General features: G+C 69.5%; 20 protein-coding genes. 12 read left to right on the top strand and 8 right to left on the bottom strand.

The window, feature by feature from the left end; all coding sequences use genetic code 11:
* The first annotated feature begins 17 nt into the window (after positions 1-17).
* Positions 18-1,292: a diaminopimelate decarboxylase gene (gene lysA, locus ABC419_RS16480; protein WP_412876744.1), complete on the top strand. Its 1,275-nt coding sequence runs from the start codon at positions 18-20 to the stop codon at positions 1,290-1,292.
* A gap of 3 nt (positions 1,293-1,295) precedes the next feature.
* Here the strand turns inward: lysA and ABC419_RS16475 are convergent, their stop codons facing one another.
* Together ABC419_RS16475 and ABC419_RS16470 are read right to left on the bottom strand one after the other, a co-directional pair.
* Positions 1,296-1,835 (bottom strand): phosphoribosyltransferase, encoded by a 540-nt coding sequence (locus tag ABC419_RS16475; RefSeq protein WP_412876745.1) that lies wholly within the window; start codon positions 1,833-1,835, stop codon positions 1,296-1,298.
* Between the two features lie 68 nt (positions 1,836-1,903).
* Positions 1,904-2,677, bottom strand: a complete 774-nt coding sequence (locus ABC419_RS16470) for an MJ0042-type zinc finger domain-containing protein (RefSeq protein WP_200168515.1) — start codon at positions 2,675-2,677, stop codon at positions 1,904-1,906.
* A gap of 69 nt (positions 2,678-2,746) precedes the next feature.
* Here ABC419_RS16470 and ABC419_RS16465 point away from each other — a divergent pair, with 69 nt between their 5' ends.
* The 5 genes from ABC419_RS16465 to ABC419_RS16445 are packed head-to-tail and all read left to right on the top strand — an operon-like array spanning position 2,747 to position 6,570.
* Positions 2,747-3,478, top strand: a complete 732-nt coding sequence (locus ABC419_RS16465; RefSeq protein WP_200168514.1) for a cell division ATP-binding protein FtsE — start codon at positions 2,747-2,749, stop codon at positions 3,476-3,478.
* Positions 3,475-4,356, top strand: a complete 882-nt coding sequence (locus tag ABC419_RS16460) for a cell division protein FtsX (protein ID WP_412876746.1) — start codon at positions 3,475-3,477, stop codon at positions 4,354-4,356. The genes ABC419_RS16465 and ABC419_RS16460 overlap by 4 nt, the downstream gene beginning before the upstream one ends.
* 10 nt (positions 4,357-4,366) lie before the next feature.
* A complete protein-coding gene (locus ABC419_RS16455; protein WP_200168512.1) occupies positions 4,367-5,017 on the top strand; it encodes a YdcF family protein in 651 nt (216 codons plus the stop codon).
* Entirely contained in the window at positions 5,014-5,727 is a 714-nt protein-coding gene (locus tag ABC419_RS16450) for a lysophospholipid acyltransferase family protein (RefSeq protein ID WP_368924146.1), read from the top strand. The genes ABC419_RS16455 and ABC419_RS16450 overlap by 4 nt, the downstream gene beginning before the upstream one ends.
* Positions 5,728-5,778: 51 nt before the next feature.
* Complete coding sequence (locus tag ABC419_RS16445) at positions 5,779-6,570, top strand: MipA/OmpV family protein (RefSeq protein ID WP_412876747.1); 792 nt, start codon at positions 5,779-5,781, stop codon at positions 6,568-6,570.
* 65 nt (positions 6,571-6,635) lie between these two features.
* On the opposite strand, the gene hisC is transcribed toward ABC419_RS16445, so the two are convergent.
* From hisC to ABC419_RS16430, 3 genes are read right to left on the bottom strand one after another with little or no spacing between them, the layout of a single operon-like run.
* Positions 6,636-7,745 carry a histidinol-phosphate transaminase gene (gene hisC / locus ABC419_RS16440; protein WP_412876748.1) on the bottom strand — a complete coding sequence of 370 codons (1,110 nt, stop codon included), beginning with the start codon at positions 7,743-7,745 and terminating at the stop codon, positions 6,636-6,638.
* A 29-nt stretch (positions 7,746-7,774) separates the two neighbouring features.
* Positions 7,775-8,467 (bottom strand): hypothetical protein, encoded by a 693-nt coding sequence (locus tag ABC419_RS16435; protein WP_412876749.1) that lies wholly within the window; start codon positions 8,465-8,467, stop codon positions 7,775-7,777.
* 13 nt (positions 8,468-8,480) lie between these two features.
* The gene (locus ABC419_RS16430) at positions 8,481-9,548 is read right to left on the bottom strand and encodes a DUF2125 domain-containing protein (RefSeq protein WP_412876750.1); all 1,068 of its coding nucleotides are present in this window, start codon (positions 9,546-9,548) and stop codon (positions 8,481-8,483) included.
* A 102-nt stretch (positions 9,549-9,650) separates the two neighbouring features.
* On the opposite strand from ABC419_RS16430, the gene ABC419_RS16425 reads away from it, so the two are divergent.
* Positions 9,651-10,085: a VOC family protein gene (locus ABC419_RS16425; RefSeq protein WP_412876751.1), complete on the top strand. Its 435-nt coding sequence runs from the start codon at positions 9,651-9,653 to the stop codon at positions 10,083-10,085.
* On the opposite strand, the gene ybaK is transcribed toward ABC419_RS16425, so the two are convergent.
* Together ybaK and ABC419_RS16415 are read right to left on the bottom strand one after the other, a co-directional pair.
* On the bottom strand, positions 10,082-10,555 hold the full coding sequence (gene ybaK / locus ABC419_RS16420) for a Cys-tRNA(Pro) deacylase (RefSeq protein ID WP_412876752.1): 474 nt from the start codon (positions 10,553-10,555) through the stop codon (positions 10,082-10,084). The genes ABC419_RS16425 and ybaK overlap by 4 nt on opposite strands.
* 2 nt (positions 10,556-10,557) lie before the next feature.
* Positions 10,558-13,407 (bottom strand): ATP-dependent DNA helicase, encoded by a 2,850-nt coding sequence (locus ABC419_RS16415; protein WP_412876753.1) that lies wholly within the window; start codon positions 13,405-13,407, stop codon positions 10,558-10,560.
* Between the two features lie 58 nt (positions 13,408-13,465).
* On the opposite strand from ABC419_RS16415, the gene ABC419_RS16410 reads away from it, so the two are divergent.
* Together ABC419_RS16410 and pdeM are read left to right on the top strand one after the other, a co-directional pair.
* Entirely contained in the window at positions 13,466-16,096 is a 2,631-nt protein-coding gene (locus ABC419_RS16410; protein ID WP_412876754.1) for a ligase-associated DNA damage response DEXH box helicase, read from the top strand.
* On the top strand, positions 16,093-16,836 hold the full coding sequence (gene pdeM, locus ABC419_RS16405) for a ligase-associated DNA damage response endonuclease PdeM (RefSeq protein WP_412876755.1): 744 nt from the start codon (positions 16,093-16,095) through the stop codon (positions 16,834-16,836). Before ABC419_RS16410 ends, pdeM begins: the two co-directional genes overlap by 4 nt.
* A 32-nt stretch (positions 16,837-16,868) precedes the next feature.
* Here the strand turns inward: pdeM and ABC419_RS16400 are convergent, their stop codons facing one another.
* Complete coding sequence (locus ABC419_RS16400) at positions 16,869-17,357, bottom strand: Lrp/AsnC family transcriptional regulator (RefSeq protein ID WP_125899365.1); 489 nt, start codon at positions 17,355-17,357, stop codon at positions 16,869-16,871.
* A 147-nt stretch (positions 17,358-17,504) separates the two neighbouring features.
* Between ABC419_RS16400 and ABC419_RS16395 the strand changes: the two genes are divergently transcribed.
* The 3 genes from ABC419_RS16395 to ABC419_RS16385 are packed head-to-tail and all read left to right on the top strand — an operon-like array spanning position 17,505 to position 21,507.
* The gene (locus tag ABC419_RS16395) at positions 17,505-18,734 is read left to right on the top strand and encodes a 3-methyl-2-oxobutanoate dehydrogenase (2-methylpropanoyl-transferring) subunit alpha (RefSeq protein ID WP_412876756.1); all 1,230 of its coding nucleotides are present in this window, start codon (positions 17,505-17,507) and stop codon (positions 18,732-18,734) included.
* A 3-nt stretch (positions 18,735-18,737) separates the two neighbouring features.
* Positions 18,738-19,856 (top strand): alpha-ketoacid dehydrogenase subunit beta, encoded by a 1,119-nt coding sequence (locus tag ABC419_RS16390; RefSeq protein WP_459562597.1) that lies wholly within the window; start codon positions 18,738-18,740, stop codon positions 19,854-19,856.
* Position 19,857: 1 nt separating this feature from the next.
* The gene (locus ABC419_RS16385) at positions 19,858-21,507 is read left to right on the top strand and encodes a dihydrolipoyl dehydrogenase family protein (RefSeq protein ID WP_412876757.1); all 1,650 of its coding nucleotides are present in this window, start codon (positions 19,858-19,860) and stop codon (positions 21,505-21,507) included.

Raw genomic sequence — 21,507 nt, 5'->3', positions numbered from 1 at the left:
GACTGGACTCCCCGCCGGTGCACCATTTCGATCTCAAGGACGGCGTCCTGCACGCCGAGGGCGTCTCGCTGGAGACGCTGGCGGAGACGGTCGGCACCCCGACCTACGTCTATTCCTCGGCCACGCTGCGCCGTCACTACGGCCTGCTGCGCGAGGCGTGCGACGCGCATAAGGACGCGCTGGGCGAGGCCCTGATCGCCTTCGCGGTCAAGGCCAACTCCAACCTGTCGGTGCTGGCGACCCTGGCGAAACTCGGCTGCGGCGCAGACACCGTGTCCGAGGGCGAGATCCGCCGAGCCCTGGCCGCGGGCGTTCCGGGCGAGCGCATCATCTTCTCCGGCGTGGGCAAGACCGACGCCGAACTGGCCTTCGCCATTGATGTCGGCGTGCGCCAGATCAACGTCGAATCCTCGGCCGAACTGGACCGGCTGATCGCCGTCGCGGCCGCCAAGGACGCCGCCCCCGCCATCGCCATTCGCGTCAATCCCAAGATCGGCGCAGGCGGCCACGCCAAGATCACCACCGGCGGCGCGGGCGACAAGTTCGGCGTGCCGGTGGAAGAGGCGATGGCCCTCTACGCCCGCGCGTCAAGCTCGCCTCACGTCACGCCTGTGGGCTTGGCCTGCCACATCGGCAGCCAGATCACCGACCTGGCTCCGCTGGAAGCCGCTTTCCGCGTGCTGCGCCAGATGACGGAAGACCTGCGCGCCGACGGGCACAGCGTCACCCGGCTCGATCTCGGCGGCGGCCTGGGCGTGCCTTACTACGGCGAGACGGCGACGCCGTCCCCGGCCGACTATGCAGCCATGGCCGCGCGCGTGCTGAATGGACTGAACGTCGAGGCCGCCTTCGAGCCAGGCCGCCTTATGGCCGCCAACGCGGGCGTGCTGCTCAGCCGCGTCATCCAGGTCAACGAACGGACGGACGGCCGCCGCTTCCTGGTGCTGGACGCGGCGATGAACGATCTGATGCGTCCGGCCCTCTACGACGCCTTTCACGACCTGAAGCCGGTGCGGCCGACAGCGGGCGAAGCCCTGCCCCACGACGTCGTCGGCCCCGTCTGCGAGACCGGCGACACTTTCGCGCGTGATCGCGACCTGCCGCCGCTGAAGGCAGGCGACCTGGTGGTCTTCATGAGCGCCGGGGCCTATGGCGCGGTGATGAGCGGCGAATACAACACCCGCCCCCTGGCCGCCGAGGTTCTGGTCGACGGCGACCGCTACGCCGTCATCCGCCCGCGCCCGACCTATGACGAGATGTTCGCCCGCGAACCGATGGCGGACTGGCTCTAAGCCTCAGTCCAGCGCGCAGATGTCCGGCAGGCCGCGCATGCCGCCCGCGTGGTCCAGGCCATAGCCGACCAGGAAGCGGTTCGGCGCCTCCCAGCCGACGAAGTCGGGCTCGGGCGCGCGGGGCTTGGGCCAGGGCTTGCGGGCGAAGACGCAGGTCAGCACCTCGGCCGCGCCCGCCTCCTGCGTGATCCGCACCGCCTCGGCCAGGGACAGGCCGGTGTCGAACACATCGTCCAGAATCAGCACCTTCCGCCCGTCGAGCGAGCGCTGATAGGGGGCGCGGACCTCGATCCGGCCCCGGCTGGTCTGTTCGTCGCCGTAGGAGGCCAGCCACAGGGCGTCGAAGCGGACGTTGCGGCCCTCGCGCGCTAGGGCGCGGGTCAGGTCGGCGGCAAACCACAGCCCGCCGGTCAGCAGGACGGCGGCCACCGTCTCATCGTCGACATGGGGGGCGATGCGGCGCGCCAGATCGGCCACGACTGTCTCGATCTCGGCCTGGGACAGAAGAACCGTGGGGGCGGGGGGCGCTTGGATGTCAGCCATGCCCGGCGATACCGCCTGGACAGGGGGTGAGTCGAGAGGCGAAGGCGCTTGACCAAGGTCGAAGGCGTTCAGCGGCGCAGGCCGCCGTCTTCACGCGGGGATGCTTCTCCATGTGGCCGAGGCGGAGCCTTGGCGGGAGGCATGAGGATGAATTTTGTCGTCATCTTTGCACCCTTGCCCTGGGGGTCGGCGATGACTACGGCGAAGCCCTTGACCTGGCCGGGCAGGACGGGCGGCCCGTCCAGGCGCACCACGCGGCTGGCCACCTCCACGCCGCGCTCGTCCTGAAGCACGGCGCGAATGGGAGGCGAGACCACTTCGGTCTCGCGGATATTGCGCACGGCGCCGGAGACGACGACCTTGCCCGGATCGTGCGAAGCGACGCGCGCCCGTTGGGCCTCGAACTCCAGGCCCACGATGTTCACGTCCAGGCCCAGCGTTTCATAGGCCCCGGCGGTGATCGGGAATTTCCGGACGATCTCCTCGCGGAACAGCACGCCGCCGGTGATCAGGCCCAGGACGACCGCCGCCGCCGCCGCCCAGGCGGCGCCCGCCGCCGCCGCCTTGCGCACCCGGCGCTTGCGCTCGGCCTTGGCGCGGAAGGCGCGGGGCAGTTCGGGCGCGGGCGTCTCCGCCAGGGTCTCGGGCGAGGTTTCCTCGATGGTTTCGGTCGGCGTGACGGCGTGGGCGCCCGCTGCGGGCTCCAACTCCAGCGGCGCGTCTTCCAGGCTGGCGCGCCAGTCATGGCCGCACGTCTTGCAGCGCACACGGCGACCGTTGGGGCCGATCGCCTCATCTGGAACGAAATAGCTAGTGGCGCAGGCGGGGCAGGTCAGTATCATGTCAGCTGACTGCGAGGCTTATCGCCCCCTCCTGTCGCGGCGCAACGCCCCGGTCCAATACGAAACCCGATGCCTGATTCGAACCGCCGCGCCGCTGACCCGGATTCCACACCCGACACCGTCCGCCTGAAGGGCGTGGGTTTCGGCTATACGGACAGGCCCGCCGTGCTGCGGGACGTTAACCTTACACTGCCAAACGGCTCTTTCCACTTCCTTACCGGACCTTCGGGCGCGGGCAAGTCGTCGTTGTTGAGATTGCTGACCCTGGCGGCCCGGCCGCAGGCGGGGCGAATCAGCCTGTTCGGCCGCGAGGTGACGCATCTGCCGCGTCGCGACGTTCCCGCCTTTCGCCGTCGCATGGGCGTGATCTTCCAGGACTTCCGCCTGCTGGACCATCTGTCGGCGTTCGACAACGCCGCCCTGCCGTTGCGTCTGGCTGGGGAGGGGACGGGTGACTACGCCGAGGACGTGCGAGAGATGCTGCGCTGGGTTGGTCTGGGTCAGCGGTTGGACGCCTTGCCGCCGACGCTGTCGGGCGGAGAGAAGCAGCGCCTGGCCATCGCCCGGGCCGTGGTCACGCGCCCCCGGCTGATCCTGGCCGACGAACCGACGGGCAGCGTTGACGCGGCCATGGCCGAGAAGCTGATGCGCCTGTTCCAGTCGCTGCACCGACTGGGCGCCACTGTCCTGATCGCCAGCCACGACGAAGTCCTGGCCGAGCGGAGCGGTGCGAGCGTCCTGCGGCTGGAAGGCGGACGACTGGGCCTGATCCGCGAAGCCGCTTCGGAGGCGGCGTCATGATCGGTCGACGGCGTTCAGCCCGTCCTGAACTTCTGCCGCGTGAGACGGGCGGCGAGCGTTGGCTGGTCGTGGTCATCGCCGTCCTGTGTTTCCTGGCGTCCATTGCCGCCGTCGGCGCCATGGCGGCTGACCGGGCGGCGCACGGTTGGGCCGGGCGCCTGCGGGCCGAGGTCACGGTTCAGGTGCGGCCGCGCGTCGATGAGACCGGGCCCGCCGCCGCTGCGCGCGCCGCTGAAGTTCTTGCCGGGGTCAAGGGGGTGTCCGAGGCCGAGGCGCTGGACCGCAAGGCGGCGGAGACCCTGTTGCGGCCCTGGGTGGGAGAAGCCGTGCTGCCGGATCTGCCTCTGCCGTATCTGGTGACGGCCCGTCTCGACGCAGAGGCGCCGGCGGGCGCGCCGACGTTGAGTCGGGCTCTGGCTGAAGCGGGCCTGGACGCTACGGTTGATGATCACAGCCTCTGGCGCGGCGAGGTCGAGCGCTCGGCGGGCTTCATCACTGCGCTGGCGGGTGCTGCCTTCCTGCTGATCGCGGCGGCGACGGGGGCGGCTATCGCCTACGCCACCCGCGCAGGGATGGCGGCGCAGGCTGCGGTAATTGAAACTTTGGAGCTGAACGGCGCCTCGGACGGAGCGATCGCGGCGCTGTTTCAGCAGCGGTTCGGCCTGTTGGCGGCGAGCGCGGGCGCGGCGGGCGCGGGATTGGCGGCGCTGATGCTGGCCGTGCTGCGCCTGATCGGCGGCGAAGGCGGACTGACCCCGGCCCTGCCGCTGGCCTGGGTCGATCTGCTGGTGTTGATCGCCTGCCCGCTGCTGGCCGGCGCCGTCGCCGTGCTGGCCGCCCGCCTCACGGCGCTGGCGAAGCTGGGCCAGCGTAGCTAGTTAGTCTCCTATGAAGTTCCTGACGCTGATCGCCGTGGTGGCGCTGATGTGGCTGACGGGCCTGTTCGTCTTCGCCGAGCGGGTGCGCGAGTTCACGCCTGCGCCCGACCCCGCACGGGCCGACGCCGTCGTCTCCCTGACCGGCCCTTCGGCCGAGCGCGTCAACGCGGCCATCCGCCTGCTGGAGCAGGGCAAGGGCGACCGGCTGCTGATCTCGGGCGTCAATCGCGAGGTCCGCCGCCAGGAGCTGCGCGCCCTGACGCCGGGGTCCAGCAAGCTGTTCAACTGCTGCGTCGACCTGGGCTTCGAGGCCGAGAACACCGTCGGCAACGCCCAGGAGATCGCCGCCTGGGCGCGGTCCAAGGGCTATGACCATCTGATCGTCGTCACCTCCGACTACCATATGCCGCGCAGTCTGCTGGAAATCCGCGGGGCCGCACCGGGGGTGAAGCTGACGCCTTATGCGGTCTCCACGCCCTCGCTGGACGACGCCGGGTGGTGGCGCGCGACCGAGACCGCTCGGCGCATGGCGCTGGAATACATGAAATACCTGGCCGTGCTGGGCCGTGAGGGAATGCACCGCCTGACCGGCCGTCACCCCGAACGCCCTGGCCCGACCGCTGAGGCCGACGCCTCCGAACCGAGCAAGGCCGCCGCATGACGACCGTCCGATCCCTGATCTTCACCCTGTGGCTCTACCTGTCGATGCCGCTGTTCGCCGTCGGCCTGTCGCCGGCGCTGCTGATGCCGCACGGGGTCGCCATGGGGGTGATCAAGCTGTGGGCGCGTTTCGTCCTGTTCGGTCTGCGCTGGATCGCCGGGGTCAAGGTCGAGGTGCGCGGGCTTGAGCATCGCCCGACCGGCCCGGCTCTGATCGCCGCCAAACACCAGGGCATGCTGGACGTCATCGCCCCCTTCGCCTTCCTGGACGACGCCTGTTTCGTGATGAAGAAGGAGCTGATGCCTCTGCCCTTCTTCGGCTGGTTCGCCTGGAAGACGAAGATGATCGCCGTCGACCGCGCCGCCCACGCCAAGGCGCTGAAGGACATGGTGCGCCAGACCCGCGCGCGTCTGGCCGAGGGCCGTCAGATCTTGATCTTCCCCGAGGGCACCCGCACGACGCCGGGCGAACCGGCCGACTACAAGCCCGGCGTCGCCGCCATCTATCGCGACGTCGAGGCGCCCTGCTGGCCCGTCGCCACCAACTCGGGCGTCCACTGGCCGGCGCACGGCTTCAAACGCTATCCGGGTACGGTCGTTTTCGAATTCCTGCCGCCGATCCCGGCCGGTTTGAAGCGCGCCGCCTTCATGGCTGAGCTGGAAAGCCGGATCGAAGGGGCCTCAACCGCCTTGTTGCCGCCCAAAACCTAGGCTTTGGAGAGCGGGCCCCTATATCATCAGCCGTTGACCTGGGACTCGCTCATGATTTCACGCACCAACCTCCGCCTCGCGCTGCTGACCGTCGCCGTCGCGGGCCTGCCTGTTTCAGCCATGGCGCAGTCGCAGCCGTTCATACCGGCAGAGGCCCCGCAGACGTGGAAGGTCGACATCGGCGGCGGCGTGGTGCGCGGCTTCAGCGCCACCGGCAACAACAGCGACGAGGCCAGCTTCACCGCCTGGGGTTCGGCCTCCTATCGCGATATCGTCTACGCCAACGGCCTGGACGGCCTGGGCTGGAATGCGATCAAGCGCGACGGCTTCCACGCCGGCGTCCAACTGCGCCCCCGCTTCGCGGCGGGCGACATCGACGGCATGGATCGCCCGGAGTTGGGCGCCGATGCGACGCTCTACGCCTACAAGCGCCTGCCGGGGAACATCGTCGTGGGCGGCCGCATCCAGCATGACGCCACCGGCGACGACGCCGGAATGGAATACTACGGCTCCATCAGCCACCAGCGCGTGACTCGCGTCGGCCTGTTGCAGACCATGGCCTATATGCGCGCCGCCGACGATGAACGGGTCCAGCGCTACTACGGCGTCAGCGCCGCCGAGGCCTCAAGCAGCGGCTTCACTGCCTTCGAACCCTCGGGCGGACTGTCGGCGGCGGGGGCGGCGGCCCTGCTGGCCATCCCGATCGGCGATCGCTACGGCATGGGCGCCTTCGTCAACTACGAACAGCGCCTGGGCGACATCAAGGACAGCCCCCTGATCGAGGACGACTACATCTGGCGCGCCGGGGTGATCGGCGTGGTGCGCTTCAACAGCGGCGACTAGACCATTATCGATCGGGATTGGTCCATCCCCGATCCAGATCAATGGTCCGCTTAAGCCCTGACGCCTCAGCGCGCCGCGAACTCGCTGAGGGCGTCGATGACGGCGCGGTTCTGGTCCGCCGTTCCGACCGTGATCCGCAGGCAGTCCGGCAGGCCGTAGCTGGCCACGCCGCGCACGATGATCCCCTGGGACTGCAGATAGTCCTGCGCCGCCGAGGCGGGACGCTTCGCATCCGGGAAGCGGATCAGGATGAAGTTGCCCGAGGCGGGCAGCACCTCGAACCCGAAACCGCGCACGGCCTGGGTCAGGCGCGGCCGCCACTCAGCCACCAGATCGCGCGAGGCCTTCTGGTGCGCCTCGTCGCCCAGGGCGGCGATGGCCGCCTCGATCCCCGGAACGGAGACGTTGAACGGCAGGCGGATGCGGTCGATGGCCTGCTCCACCGCCGGCGGCGCATAGCCGAAGCCGACGCGCAGGCCGCCCAGGCCGTGCAGCTTGGAGAAGGTGCGGGTGACGACGATGTTGGGCGCCGTGCGCGCCAGGTCGAAGGCGCTCTCCCAGTCCGGCTCGGTGACGAACTCGGCGTAGGCTTCGTCGATCACCAGGATGACGTGGGCGGGCAGGCCCGCGTGCAGGCGACGGATCTCCTCGCCCGTGGCGTAGCTGCCGGTCGGATTGGCGGGGTTGGACAGATAGACCAGCTTGGTCCGCGCATCGACGAGGGCCAGCATGGCGTCGACATCGGCGCGGAAGTATGGCTCGGCCGCCTGCCTGACTTCGGCCTGACAGGCGCGGGCCGAGATCTGATAGGCGACGAAGGCGTACTGGCTGGTGACGATGTTGTCCCCGGCCTCCAGATAGGTCTGGTTCAGCAGGGCGAAGACCTCGTCCGAGCCGTTGCCGAAGATCAGACGTTCCGGCTCCAGCCCATGCGCCTCGGCCACGGCCGCGCGCAGGCGATCGGCCCGACCGTCGGGATAGAGGTGGATCGAAGAGACGGCGGCGGCGAAGGCCTCGCGCGCCTTCTCGCCCGCGCCCAGCGCATTTTCGTTCGAGGACAGCTTGACCGGCTTGGCTACGCCGGCGATGGCGCTCTTGCCGCCGACATAGGGGGCGATGTCCAGCACGCCGCTCTTGGGTTGAGGCGATCCCTCTGGGGCGTTCGCTTCGGTCATGCGCGGGTCATCCTGTCGGCCGCTGGGTTTCAGAAGACGGGAGCGGCGCCGATGACGCCGGTCAGGCCGCCGGGCGCACCGTCCAGCCTGACGTCTTCCGCCTGCACATAGCCCGTCAGGACGAACAGCTTCAACCCGCCTCCGCCCGACAGAAATTCGGCCGCCAGACCCGCCTGCCCCAGGGCCTCGACGATGCGCGCATCCGGCCAGGCGCTGTCCGTGACCCAGAAGGTGCGGTCGTCGCCCGTCGGCCCCGGCGCCTCGGTCCCGACCATCAGGGCGCGCGGCGCGGCGGCCGCGTCATCCGGCAGGGCCGCGATCACCTTCAGCATGGGCAGGGCCAGCAGCCGCCCCCACCACGGCCGCGCCGATAGATCGATCAGGGCGCGCGCCCTCTGCGCCGCGCCGTCTCGCACGGCGACCAGGGCCTGATCCGCCTCGGCCATCGGCCGCGCCGCCAGCCCCCAGCGATCGGCCGCCAGCACCGACGACAACGCTCCGCTGGCGATCAGGGGCCGCCCGTCCGCCGCCTCCAGACGCCCCAGAACCGCGCGCACCGCCGCCTTTTCCGACAGGTTCATCCCCGACAGAACCGCGCGCAGGGCGATGGCGTCGCCGTCGACGGAGCCGCGCGGCCCCGCCGCCAGCCGGGTGCGGGCGGCTTCGGCCACGGCCCGCTCCAGCGACAGGCGCGCTTCGTCGGCGGGCGGCTCGATCAGCATGACAATGGCAGCATCAGAACAGCTGCGGCGCGGGCGCCAGGGCGAACGGCCCCAGGTAGGTGCGGCCGCCCCGGAACAGGATGGCCAGCTCCACGCCCTGACCTGCGTCGCCGGTCCCGCCTTGAGGCGTGGCGGCGGCGGCCTTGGCGGCGGCGGCGCGGTCCAACGCCCCGCCCTGCTGGGCGCCCGCTAGGCCGACGATGGCCGCCAGCGGCTTCTCCGCGCGCACGAAGACCTGGCCTTCCAGTTGCCCCTTGGCGTCCGCCGACAGGGCGTCGCTGGAGACGAAAGCCTTGCTCTCGCCCGCCTGAAGCTGGCCCTTCACGTCGATGAAGCGACCGCCCGCCGCCGTCCAGGCGGTCAGCAAGCCCTTGGCGTCCGCCCCCTTGCGCAGGGCCGAGGCCTTTTCGATCACCGCCTCGATCTGGGCGTTCAGCATCCCCGACTGGGTGAAGCCTTCGACCGGGCCGTCCGGGCGGCCCTCGCCGTCGACCAGACGGAACAGCACGTCCACGTCATCGGTCGGAGTGTCCGAACCGACCATGTGCGGCCGCATGTAGAACTGCACCAGCCCCGCCTGTTTCAACGGGAAGGGTTCGGCGTCCGGCAGGGCGGTGAAGACCGGCTTTTCCAGCTCCAGCGCCACATTGGGCCACCGCTGCGTCAGGCCGTGCACGCTCATGCGGATGCCCTCGGCGCGGATGGCGGTCTTGCCCTTTTCGCCGCGCGTGACGGTCAGGCCGTCCGGCGCCGCCAGCACCCAGCGCGTGGGGTTGTAGGCGTTGGCCTGGGCGATCATCTCGGGCGCCGCGATCGCGTGGCCGGACGGGGCGACGACGTCCAGATGCTTGATCGTCACCCGCGCGTGCATGGGCCAGCCGGTGGTGGAGATCCCGGCGTGCTCGATGGTCCAGCCGCTCTCCTGCAGCCCGGCGATCTTGGCCTCCATGCGCCGCTCGATCTGCTGGGTCAGGAAGAACCACCAGCCGGTCCACAGGACCAGGCCCACGGCGACGATGACGAAGGGAATGATCAGCCCCTTGCGGCTGTGATGCGGGGCGGCGGCGCTCGTGTCGGTCATGTGCGCGCTTTAGCAGGACGCGAGGCTGCTGACACGTCCTGTCAGCAGGAACAGGCCAGGTTGCCGTCCGTTCGAATCGCAATCTGACAGGAGACGAAGACCATGGAGACGCAGCAGCTTCATCGCGGTCGGCTGATCGACCATCTGCAACTGGTGACGCCGGATCTTGAGGCCAGTCGTCGCTTCTACGGCGCGGTGCTGGAGGCCCTTGGCGTGCCGATCGCCGGCGAGGCCGAACGCTTCTTCTGGGCCGACGAACTGTTCGTCTCGGCGGTGGACAGCATCGCGGCGCAGGGTCGGCCGACCGGCCGTTGCCACCTGGCCTTCCAGGCCAAGGACCGCGCCATGGTCGAAGCCTTCCACAAGGCAGGGCTGGCGGCGGGCGGAACCGACAACGGGGCGCCGGGCGAGCGGCCCTATCACCCCGGCTACTACGCCGCCTTCCTGCTCGACCCGGACGGCAACAACATCGAGGCGGTGTTTCACGGCGAGGCCGAGCGTTCCGCCGACAGCGTGGTCGTGACGTTCGAGGGCTAGGCCGTCAGGTCCGCCCACGTCGCCGCACAGGCGCGCGTGGCCTCGTCCGGCGCCAGCTCCAGCAGCAGGCCGCGCTGGCCGCCGTTGATCAGCACCCGGTCGAACAGGATCGCCGTCTCGTCGATGAAGGTCGGGACGGCCTTCCTCTGGCCGAAGGGACTGACCCCGCCGACCTTGAAGCCGGTCAGACGCTCGGCGTCGGCGGGCTTCATCATCTGGGCCGACTTGCTCCCGGCGGCGGCGGCCAGCTTCTTCATGCTGACCTCGCAGTCAGAGGGCACGACGACGCAGACGGGCTTGGCGTCCACCAGGGTCATCAGCGTCTTGAACACCTGCTCGGGCGCCCAGCCCAGGGCCTCGGCCGCCTGCAACCCCACGCGCGGCGCGTCGGGATCGTAGTCGTAGGGGTGCAGTTCGAAGGCGACGCCGGCCTTGCTCAGGGCGATGGTGGCGGGGGTGGTGCGCGACATGGTCAGCCGGTCTGCTCCGCCAGGAAGCCCTTGGTCAACTCCACCGTCTCGGCCAGCCCCAGACGCAGCACCTCCGTCCCCGGCGGCAGGGCGGCGAACAGGCGCGTCGGACAGGCGGCGTCCAGCATGACGAAGACGCCCCGGTCGTCGGCCCGGCGGATCAGGCGGCCGAAGGCCTGAGCGATGCGCCCGCGCGCCAGGGCGTCGTCCCACGACCGCCCGCCCGAGCCCGTGCCGAACCGCTCGCGCCGCGCCTTGTGCAACAGGTCCGGGCGCGGCCACGGCACGCGGTCGAAGGCCAGAACGCGCAAGGACCGCCCCGGCACGTCGACGCCGTCCCTGACCGCATCGGTGCCCAGCAGGCAGCTGTCCCGCTCGGCTCTGAAGACATCGACCAGCGCCCCGACCTCCAGCGGATCGACGTGCTGGGCGTAGAGGGGCAGGCCCGCCCGCGCCAGTTCGGGCCCCAGCCGCTCATAGACCGCCTTCAGCCGCCGGATGGCGGTGAACAGGCCCAAGCCTCCGCCGCCCGCCGCCAGGAACAGTTCGCGCATGGCCGCCGCGATCTGGCGCGGGTCGTCCTTGACCAGGTCGTTGACGACGATGACCCGGCTGTTGGTCGCATAGTCGAAAGGGCTGTCGACCTTCAGCGTCCGCGCCGGTTCGATCAGGCGCGCAGCCCCGGTGCGCATCCGGGCGAGGTCGAAGGGATCTTCGGCCGCCGGGTCGGACAAGGTGGCGCTGGTCACCAGCACCCCGTGTGACGGCATAACCACCGCCGCTTCCAGCGGCACGGTGGGGTCGATCCAGTGACGACGCAGGGCCACGTCGTGGATACGGCCGAAAGCCGCCTCCGCCGAAAGCCAATCCACGAAGTCTGGATCGGGTTCGTCGCCTCCCTCCTCCAGCGCCGCCAGCATGGAGCGCCAGCCGGGCAGGGTCATGCGCGCGCGGCGGTCCAGTCCGCGCAGCGAGCCCTCGATGCGGGCGCGGGCGGCGCCGTCCAGTTCGGCCGCCTCCTCGTCCAGAATGTCTTCGAGGTGGCGCGACAGGGCCAGCAGGGGCGCCTCGACGGCGGCGATGGCGCGAGCGGCTTCTCGCGCGGCCTCCAGCACCGGCTCGGCGACGGGACGTAGGGCGCATTCGAGGCCGAACTCGGCGCCGCCGGTCTCGGCCGCGCGGGCGCGCAGCTGCTCCAGCGCCGCGACCAGAAACCGCTCGATCGGCCCGATGGGGTTCACTTCGCCGGACGCCGGAGCGATGCGACCTGACACCCCTTCGCCCGGCAGTTGGGCGGCGGCCTGCAGCGCGTCCTTCAAGGCCTTGGAGGCGGCTTCATTGTCGGCGGTCAGATCGCCCAATCTCTGTTCAAGTCCGCGCCCGCGGCGGCCGCGCCCCTCCGGCCCTCTGATCCAGCGGCGCAGCTCGGCCGCCTCCTGCCCCGACAGGCAGGCGGAGAAGGCGCTGTCGGCGGCGTCGAACAGGTGGTGGCCCTCGTCGAAGACGATGCGTTTCAGCGCCGCCGTCTCGCCGTCCTGTTTCAGGCCGCGGGCGGTGCGGGCGCCGTCGAAGGCGGCCTGCGTCATCACCAGCGCATGATTGGCCACCACCAGATCAGCCCGGCGGCTGGCGCGAATAGTCTTTTCAACGAAGCACAGGCGATAGTGGGGACAGGCGGCGTGGACGCATTCGCCGCGCCGGTCGACCAGATTGGCCGGGCCCGCCTGATGCATGGGCGCGGTCGCATAGAGGCCGGACAGCCAGCCCGGATAGTCGCCCCCGGTCATGTCGCCGTCGCGGGTATGGGCGGCCCAGCGCGCGGCCAGGGCCATGCCGATCAGGTCGCCGTTGCCCAGCTGCGCCGCCTGCACCATGTCCTGAAGATTGAGCAGGCACAGGTAGTTCTCGCGCCCCTTGCGGACCACCGTCTTTCGGCGACGCTCGGCCTCATCGGGCCACAGGGCGCGGCTTTCGCGGTCGATCTGGCGTTGCAGGGCGCGGGTGTAGGTCGAGATCCACGCCGCCCCGGCGTTACGCTCGGCCCACAGGCTGGCGGGCGCCAGATAGCCCAGCGTCTTGCCCGTGCCGGTCCCCGCCTCGGCCAGCAGGACGCGCGGACGACCCTCTTCATTGCGGGGCGAAAAGGCGTAGGCCGCCTCGGCGGCGTAGTCGGATTGGGCGGGCCGCGTCTCATCCAGACCCGAGGCCTGAAGCAGCTTGTCCAGACGAATGCGAGCGCTCTCGGAATCGACGGGGGCCGACCCGGCCTCGCCGCGCGGCGCCTCGTCCTCCCACTCCTGCAAACGCGCCCAGACGTCGAGGCCCGAGCCGCGCTGCTGGCGGCTCCGCAACGGTCCGGCGCGCAGGGCCTGAAGCACCCGCGACGCCCAGCCCCAGCCCGCCCGCTCCAGCGTCAGGGCCAGCGTATAGGCCTCCTCCCGCCCCGGATAGGCGGGCGCGGCCAGTTCGGCCAACAGGTCGGCGGCGGCGGCGCGCAGGGCGGCGGCCTGGGCCTCGGCCCCCCTCGGCTCCTCGCGACCAAGGGCCAGCGCCAGCCCGGTCGCCGACGGGGCGCAGAACCGGGCCGGGCGCACGAAGGCGAACAGCTCCAGCGCATCCAGCATCTCGGGAGAGCGCGGCGGCGGCGCCAGACCCAGACGCCGCGCCGTCAGTCCGGCGTGGGCGACGATGACGTCGCCGCCGGTGAACAGGCCCTCGGCGGCGCCGCGTCCGATCTTGCGCGCGCCCTGATCGTCGCACACGGCCCCGGCCCCCGGCGGCGTGGCCAGCGCGGGCGGCAGGTCGAACGTCAGGGACGGAACGGTCCGGATGTCGGCGGATTCAGCAGTCACCCTCGCTCAATAGCGCCAGAGGTGATGAAACGGAACGGGAACATGTTATAGGCTTGGCGTGACGACGCCGATCACTGCAACGCTTCCGCCCCTGTTCGCCGACTGGTTCGCCGGTCGGGGCTGGTCGCCGCGCCGGCATCAGCTGGAGATGGTAGCCGCCGCCGAGGCCGGGGCGCACGCCCTGCTGGTGGCGCCGACGGGCGGGGGCAAGACGCTGGCGGGCTTCCTGCCCAGCCTGATCGACCTGGCCGAGCGGGGGCCGAGGCCGCAAACGGGGCCGGGGTCGGGCGTCCACACCCTCTATCTGTCGCCGCTGAAGGCCCTGACCACCGACGTCGAGCGCAATCTGATGACGCCCATCCGCGAGATCGGGCTGAACATCCACGTCGAGAGCCGCACCGGCGACACCAAACAGTCCAAGAAGCAGCGCCAGCGCGACTTCCCGCCCGACATCCTTTTGACCACGCCGGAGCAGTTGGCCCTGTTCTGCGCCTGGGAAGGGGCGAGAGACTATTTCGCCGATCTGAAATGCGTGGTGCTGGACGAGGTCCACGCCATCTGGAGCGGCAAGCGCGGCGATCTGCTGGCGCTGGGGCTGGCGCGATTGCAGACGTTCGCGCCGGGGATGCGGCGGGTGGCCTTGAGCGCCACGGTGGACGATCCGCAAAAGATCGCGGACTGGCTCTCCTCTTCTCCCCTTGTGGGAGAAGGTGGCAGGCGAAGCCTGACGGATGAGGGGTCTCGCGACATGTCCGAGGCCGCGTCATCCCGCCCCGGAGACACCCCTCATCCGAGCCCTTCGGGCCCACCTTCTCCCACAAGGGGAGAAGGGATTCGGATCGTGCTCGGCGACCCCGGCGCCTCGCCGGTGGTCGACGTTCTGGTCTCGGACGGCCGCGTGCCGTGGGCCGGGCACACCGGCGTCCACGCCATCCCCGAGGTCTACGACGCCATCCGGCGCTCAGAGCTCAGCCTGATCTTCGTCAACACCCGCTGGCAGGCCGAGTTCGTCTTCCAGTCGCTGTGGGCGATCAATGAGGACGACCTGCCCATCGCCCTGCACCACGGCTCCCTGGCCGCCGAGCAGAGGCGCAAGGTCGAGGCGGCGATGGCGCGCGGCGACCTGAAGGCCGTGGTCTGCACCTCGACGCTGGACCTGGGGATCGACTGGGGCGACGTCGACCTGGTGATCCAGCTGGCCGCGCCCAAGGGGGCCAGTCGTCTGGTCCAGCGCATCGGTCGGGCCAACCACCGGCTGGACGAGCCGTCGCGCGCCCTGATGGTCCCCGCCAGCCGCTTTGAGATGCTGGAATGTCAGGCGGCGCGCGAGGCCGTGGCCGAGAACGCTTTCGACTGGGAGCCGGAGCATACGGGCACGCTGGATACGCTGGCCCAGCACGTCATGGGCTGCGCCTGTTCGGAAGCCTTCGACCTAGCCGACCTGTTCGCCGAGGTGACGACGGCCGGTCCCTATCGCGGCCTGACCTATGAAGCCTTCGAGGAGGTGGTCGATCTGGTCGCCACCGGCGGTTATGCCCTGCGCACCTACGACCGCTTCGCCCGCATCGTGCGCACCCGCGACGGCAGGTGGACCGTCCGCAACGCCCAGATGGCCCAGCGGCACCGGATGAACGTCGGCGCCATCGTTTCGGCCGCCAACCTGAATGTGCGGGTCGCGGGGCGGCGCGCGGGCGGCAAACACCTGGTCGCAGGCCGCAAGATCGGCGAGGCCGAGGAATGGTATTTCGAGCAGATGACGCCCGGCGACACCTTCGTCTTCGCCGGTCAGGTCTGGGCCTTTCAGGGCATCGTCAAGACGGACGCCCTCGTCTCGCCCGCCGTGGATAAAGACCCGAAGATCCCCTCCTACGGCGGCTCCAAATTCCCGCTGGGCACGTCGCTGGCCGAACGGGTGCGGCGCATGGTGCAGGACCGCGATCACTGGCGCGTCCTGCCGCCCGACGTGCAGGAGTGGCTGGAGCTGCAAGACCTGCGCAGCGCCATCCCCGAAGCCGAGACCCTGCTGGTCGAAACCTTTCCGCGCGGGACGCGGCATTTCCTGGTCGCCTATCCGTTCGAGGGGCGGCTGGCGCATACGACGCTGGCCATGCTGCTGACGCGGCGGCTGGACCGGATGGGCGTCGGGCCGCTGGGCTTTGTGGTGACGGACTATTCGCTGGCCATCTGGTCGATCCGGCCGATGCACGACCTCGATCTGGACGCCCTGTTCGAGCCGGACATGCTGGGCGACGATCTGGAGGCCTGGCTGGAGGAAAGCTTCATGATGAAGCGGTCGTTCCGCAACTGCGCCCTGATCTCGGGCCTGATCGAGCAGCGCCAGCCGGGGGCGGAGAAGACCGGGCGACAGGTGACGTTTTCGACCGACCTGATCTACGACGTGCTGCGGCGGCATCAGCCGGACCATCTGCTGCTGAGGACGGCGCGGGCGGATGCGGCGACAGGCCTGTTGGACGTGGCGCGACTGGGCCAGCTGTTGAGCCGCATTCACGGCCGCATCGTGCACAAGAGGCTGGACCGGCCCTCGCCCTTCAGCGTGCCGGTTCTGGTGCAGATCGGGCGCGAACGCGTCGGGGGAGACGCCGCCGAGATGATCCTGGACGAAAGCGCCGAGGCTCTGATCGCCGAGGTCATGGAAGACGCGCCCGAGGCGCTGAGGGGGGCGGCGTGAACGCAGCCTTGCGCGCAACCCTGTCCCCGTTCCGCCATCCGTGCGGCGGGCTGAAGCTGACGGTCAACGGCGAAGCCTGCGTGCTGCGCTGTTCCGGTGCCCTGTGGCTGCCGACGCATCAGACCCTGATCGCCTCGGACCTGCACCTGGAGAAGGGCTCGGCCTTTGCGGCGCGGGGACAGATGCTGCCGCCCTATGACAGCCCCGCGACCCTGGCCAGGCTCGAGGCCGAGATCGAGGCGCTGGACCCGCGCACGGTCGTCCTGCTGGGCGACAGCTTCCATGATTCAAAGGCCATGTCGCGCATGGACGGCGCTCAGTTGACCCGGCTGGAAACCTTGGCCGCCGGTCGCGACTGGATCTGGCTGGAGGGCAATCACGACCTGGACGCCCTGGCCGGCGCGCTGGCCAATCCCTTCAAGCGCCTGCCCGGCCGGGTGGTCGAGACCCTGGCGCTGGGCGGCCTGTTCCTGATCCATGAGCCGCAGGTTGAGCCCGCGCCGGGCGAAGTCGCGGGCCATCTGCATCCCGCCGCCCGCGTCGCCGCCTATGGCCGGGGCGTGCGCCGCCCCTGCTTCGTCACCGACGGGCGGCGGCTGATTCTGCCCGCCTTCGGCGCCTTCACCGGCGGGCTGGACGTACGCGATCCGGCGATCACGGGCCTGTTTCCCGTCCCGCCGCTGACCGCCCTGCTGGGGCGGGACAAGGTTCACGCCGTCGCCTTCGATCGCCTGAGCTGACGAAAGACGACGGCGCGACCAAGGTCAGGGGGTCAGCCGACGTGCGGCGTGACGATGCCCAGGGGCAGGGTGGTGACGCTCTTCACGCCGCGTGTGACGATGTGGCTCTCGCAGTTGGAGACGATGCCAAGCGTCAGCAGCTTGTCGCGCAGGAATTGGTCGAAGGCGTGCATGTCGGTGGTGATGATGCGCAGGACATAGTCTTCGCGGCCGGTGATGGTGGCGCATTGCACCACCTCGGGCCAGCCCTCGACGGCTTCCTCGAAGATGGTGAGGTTCTCGCGGGTCGGCAGGCTCAGCTTGACGATGGCGTAAACTTCGAAGTCCAGGCCCAGGAGGCCAGCGTCGAGCAAAGTGACGCGCTTGCGTATCAGGCCGCTATCCTCCAATCTCTTGATCCGTCGCCAGCAGGGCGAAGCGGAGAGACCGACCCGATCGGCCACCTCGGCGACGGACAGGCCCGCGTCCTGCTGAAGGATGTCGAGGATGCGCGCGTCGATAGGATCGAGTTCGTCGGCCAAAGGCTTTCTCCGAATTAGGTTTCGGCGCAATAAAATACCTCAAATTGGCTTTTGGCAAGGGTATTTTTAGGAGAGCCAACAATCACACGCCATGCTATGCCCTCTGCATAGAGGAAACGCGGACGGTTCAACCGGACGGGAGGCATAATGAAAAACACCCCGACCCTGTCGCTGCGCGTGCCGGAGCCTTCGGGCCGGCCGGGCGACACGCCTGATTTCAGCCATCTGAAGCTCGATGCGCCGGGCGCTGTCGACCGCCCGGAGGTCAGCACGGCGCCTGCTGATATGCGCGATCACGCCTTCCGCCTGATCCGCGTGCTGGACGATGAAGGCAAGGCGGTCGGCCCGTGGGATCCCAAACTGGACCCTGAGACGATGCGTCGCGGCCTGAAGGCCATGATCCTGACGCGCGCCTTCGACGACCGGATGCACCGCGCCCACCGCCAGGGCAAGACCAGCTTCTATATGAAGTGCACCGGCGAAGAGGCCATCGCGGTCGCGCAGGGCATGATCCTGAGCCGCGAGGACATGGGCTTCCCCACCTATCGCCAGCAGGGCCTTCTGATCGCGCGCGACTATCCGCTTGCGACCATGATGAACCAGATTTATTCGAACGCCGAAGACCCCATCAAGGGCCGCCAGCTGCCGATCATGTATTCGGCCAAGGACTACGGCTTCTTCACCATCTCGGGCAATCTGGGCACCCAGTATATTCAGGCCGTGGGCTGGGGCATGGCCTCGGCCATCCGCGGCGACGACAAGATCGCCATCACCTGGATCGGCGACGGTTCGACGGCCGAGAGCGACTTCCACTCGGCCCTGACCTTCGCCGCCGTCTATCGCGCGCCGGTCATCCTGAACATCGTCAACAACCAGTGGGCCATCTCGTCCTTCCAGGGTATCGCCGGCGGGCTTGAGACCACCTTCGCGTCCAAGGGCATCGGCTACGGCCTGCCCGCCCTGCGCGTCGACGGCAACGACTTCCTGTCCGTCTGGGCCGCGACCCAGTGGGCCGAGGAACGCGCCCGCACCAACCAGGGCGCGACGATCATCGAACTGTTCACCTATCGCGGCGCCCCGCATTCGACCTCGGACGACCCCAGCCGCTATCGCCCCGGCGACGAGCACGAGAAGTGGCCGCTGGGCGACCCGATCGCTCGCCTGAAGCAGCACCTGATCGGTCTGGGCGAATGGTCGGACGAACAGCAGGAAGAGGCCGAGAAGGAAGCGGTCGAGAAAGTCCGCGCCGCCGCCAAGGAATCCGAGGCCATCGGCACCCTGGGCCAATCGCGCCCCAGCGTGAAGACCATGTTCGAGGAGGTCTATGCGACCGAGGACTGGCGTCTGGTCGAACAGCGCCGCGAAGTAGGAGTCTGAGTGATGGCCGAGATCAACGACAAGATTGAAGCCGACATGGTCGACCAGAAGGACGCCCCGGCGTCGGTCGCCCCGGACGCCCCCGCCGTCGCCGCGATGAACATGATCCAGGCCCTGAACTCGGCCCTGGACGTCAAGATGGCCGAAGACCCCACCGTCGTTTCCTACGGCGAGGACGCGGGCTATTTCGGCGGCGTCTTCCGCGTCACCGACCACCTGCAGAAGAAGCACGGCATGAACCGCAGCTTCGACGCCCCGATTTCGGAGACCGGCATCGTCGGCGCCGCCATCGGCATGGCCGCCTATGGCCTGCGCCCGGTCGTCGAGATCCAGTTCGCCGACTACATCTATCCGGCCTACGACCAGATCGTCTCCGAAGCGGCCAAGATGCGCTATCGCTCGGGCGGCCAGTTCACCACGCCCATGGTGGTGCGCAGCCCCTACGGCGGCGGTATCTTCGGCGGCCAGACGCACAGCCAGTCGCCCGAAAGCCTGTTCACCCACATCGCCGGTCTGAAGGTGGTGATCCCGTCCAACCCCTATGACGCCAAGGGCCTGTTGCTCGCGGCGATCGAGGACGACGATCCGGTCATCTTCTTCGAGCCCAAGCGCCTGTACAACGGCCCCTTCGACGGCTGGCACGAAAAGCCGGTCAGCCCGTGGAAGGCCCAGGAACTGGCCCAGGTTCCGACCGGCAAATACATCGAGCCGATCGGCAAGGCCCGCGTGATGAAGGAAGGGTCCGACGTCACCATCCTGGCCTATGGCACCATGGTCTGGGTCGCGCTGGCGGGCGCCGAGCATGCGGGCGTGGACGCCGAGGTCATCGACCTGCGGACCCTCGTGCCGCTGGACATCGAGGCCATCGAGGCCTCGGTCAAGAAGACCGGCCGCTGCGTCATCGTGCACGAGGCGCCGAAAACCTCGGGCTTCGGCGGCGAGCTGAGCGCCTTGGTGCAGGAGCGCTGCTTCTATCACCTGGAGGCGCCGGTGGCGCGCGTGACCGGCTGGGACACGCCCTATCCGCACGCCTTTGAATGGGAATATTTCCCCGGACCGCAGCGGGTCGCCGACGCGCTGAAAGCCGTCATGACCGGCCAAACATCAGGGATGGGTCGCTAAGATGGGTCGTTTTGTTTTCAAGCTTCCTGACGTGGGCGAAGGCACCGCCGAAGCCGAGCTCGTCGGCTGGCACGTCAAGGTCGGCGACACGGTCGCCGAGGATCAGATCGTCGCCGACGTCATGACCGACAAGGCCACGGTCGAACTGACCAGCCCGGTCGCGGGCGTCGTCACCGCCCTGCACGGCGAGCCCGGTCAGATGATGGCCGTGCGCGGCCCGCTGGCCGAGTTCGAGGTCGAGGGCGAGGGCAACGCCGCCGCCGACGAACCGGCCGCCGCGCCTGTCGCCGCTGCCCCTGAGCCCGCTCCGGTCGCCGCCGAAGCGCCTAAGGCTGAAGCCGCTGCGGCGCCCGTCGCCGCCGCCGGCGCCAACCACGTCTTCAAACTGCCCGACGTGGGCGAAGGCACGGCCGAGGCCGAACTGGTCGGCTGGCACGTCAAGGTCGGCGACGCGGTTCAGGAAGACCAGATCCTGGCCGAGGTCATGACCGACAAGGCGACGGTCGAACTGACCAGTCCTGTCTCCGGCGTCGTCGTCGCCCTGCACGGCGAAGCCGGTCAGCAGATCGCCGTCGGCGGTCCGCTGGTCAGCTTCAAGGTCGAGGGCAAGGGAAATGTCGCCGAGGCCCCCGCCGCCGCTCCGGCGCCCGCCGCCAAGGCCGAAAAGGCCGCGCCGGCTCCTGTCGCCGCACCGGCCGCCAAGCCTGCTGCTGCGCCCAAGGCCGACGCCAAGCCCGTTCCGGCCCTGACCGGCCGCCAGCCGGGCGAGCGCCCACTGGCCTCGCCCGCCGTGCGCAACCGCGCGCGTGACCTGGGGATCGATCTGGTCTTCGTGCCGGGCAGCGGCCCCGCAGGCCGCATCGAGCACGCCGATCTGGACGCCTTCGTTGCGCGCGGCGGCACGTTCGCCCCGGCCACGGCCTCGGGCGGCTCGCTCTACGCCAAGGCTGAAGGAACCAACGAGGTCCGCATCATCGGCCTGCGCCGCAAGATCGCGGAGAAGATGGCCGAGAGCGTCCGTCGCATCCCCCACATCACCTATGTCGAAGACATCGACATGACGGCGGTGGAAGAGCTTCGCGCCCATCTGAACGCCCAGAACAAGGGCACGGGGAAGGCCAAGCTGAACGTCCTGCCCTTCATCGCCCGCGCTATCGTCGTGGCCCTGAAGGATCAGCCGAACATCAACGCCACCTATGACGACGAGGCGGGCGTGCTGACCCAGCACAACGCCGTCCATCTGGGCATCGCCGCCCAGACGCCGAACGGCCTGATGGTCCCGGTCGTCCGCCACGCCGAGGCGCGTGACGCCTATGACACGGCCGAGGAGATCGCCCGCGTCTCGGGCGCCGCCAAGGACGGCAGCGCCAAGCGCGAGGAGCTGTCCGGCTCGACCATCACCATCACCTCGCTGGGCACGCTCGGCGGCGTGGTGCACACGCCCATCATCAACCACCCCGAAGTCGCCATCGTCGGTCCGAACAAGATCGAGGAGCGCGTCGTGGTGCGGAACGGTCAGATGGTCGCGCGCAAGATGATGAACCTGTCCTCCAGCTTCGATCACCGCATCGTCGACGGCCATGACGCGGCGGTCTTCGTGCAGAAGATCAAGACCCTGCTGGAGAACCCGGCGACCCTCTGGATGAACTAG

The sequence above is a fragment of the Brevundimonas phoenicis genome (genome assembly GCF_047237745.1).
GTDB lineage: Bacteria > Pseudomonadota > Alphaproteobacteria > Caulobacterales > Caulobacteraceae > Brevundimonas.
This window is presented reverse-complemented; position numbering and strand designations above follow the sequence as displayed.

Bases quoted from the DNA above. Each gene is read 5' to 3' on its own strand.
- ABC419_RS16475 (WP_412876745.1), bottom strand. From the start codon at position 1,835: ATGGCTGACATCCAAGCGCCCCCCGCCCCCACGGTTCTTCTGTCCCAG.
- ABC419_RS16470 (WP_200168515.1), bottom strand. From the start codon at position 2,677: ATGATACTGACCTGCCCCGCCTGCGCCACTAGCTATTTCGTTCCAGAT.
- ybaK (WP_412876752.1), bottom strand. From the start codon at position 10,555: ATGTCGCGCACCACCCCCGCCACCATCGCCCTGAGCAAGGCCGGCGTC.
- ABC419_RS16455 (WP_200168512.1), top strand. From the start codon at position 4,367: ATGAAGTTCCTGACGCTGATCGCCGTGGTGGCGCTGATGTGGCTGACG.
- ABC419_RS16450 (WP_368924146.1), top strand. From the start codon at position 5,014: ATGACGACCGTCCGATCCCTGATCTTCACCCTGTGGCTCTACCTGTCG.
- ABC419_RS16385 (WP_412876757.1), top strand. From the start codon at position 19,858: ATGGGTCGTTTTGTTTTCAAGCTTCCTGACGTGGGCGAAGGCACCGCC.
- ABC419_RS16445 (WP_412876747.1), top strand. From the start codon at position 5,779: ATGATTTCACGCACCAACCTCCGCCTCGCGCTGCTGACCGTCGCCGTC.
- ABC419_RS16435 (WP_412876749.1), bottom strand. From the start codon at position 8,467: ATGCTGATCGAGCCGCCCGCCGACGAAGCGCGCCTGTCGCTGGAGCGG.
- ABC419_RS16395 (WP_412876756.1), top strand. From the start codon at position 17,505: ATGAAAAACACCCCGACCCTGTCGCTGCGCGTGCCGGAGCCTTCGGGC.
- ABC419_RS16390 (WP_459562597.1), top strand. From the start codon at position 18,738: ATGGCCGAGATCAACGACAAGATTGAAGCCGACATGGTCGACCAGAAG.
- hisC (WP_412876748.1), bottom strand. From the start codon at position 7,745: ATGACCGAAGCGAACGCCCCAGAGGGATCGCCTCAACCCAAGAGCGGC.
- ABC419_RS16430 (WP_412876750.1), bottom strand. From the start codon at position 9,548: ATGACCGACACGAGCGCCGCCGCCCCGCATCACAGCCGCAAGGGGCTG.
- ABC419_RS16425 (WP_412876751.1), top strand. From the start codon at position 9,651: ATGGAGACGCAGCAGCTTCATCGCGGTCGGCTGATCGACCATCTGCAA.
- ABC419_RS16465 (WP_200168514.1), top strand. From the start codon at position 2,747: ATGCCTGATTCGAACCGCCGCGCCGCTGACCCGGATTCCACACCCGAC.
- ABC419_RS16460 (WP_412876746.1), top strand. From the start codon at position 3,475: ATGATCGGTCGACGGCGTTCAGCCCGTCCTGAACTTCTGCCGCGTGAG.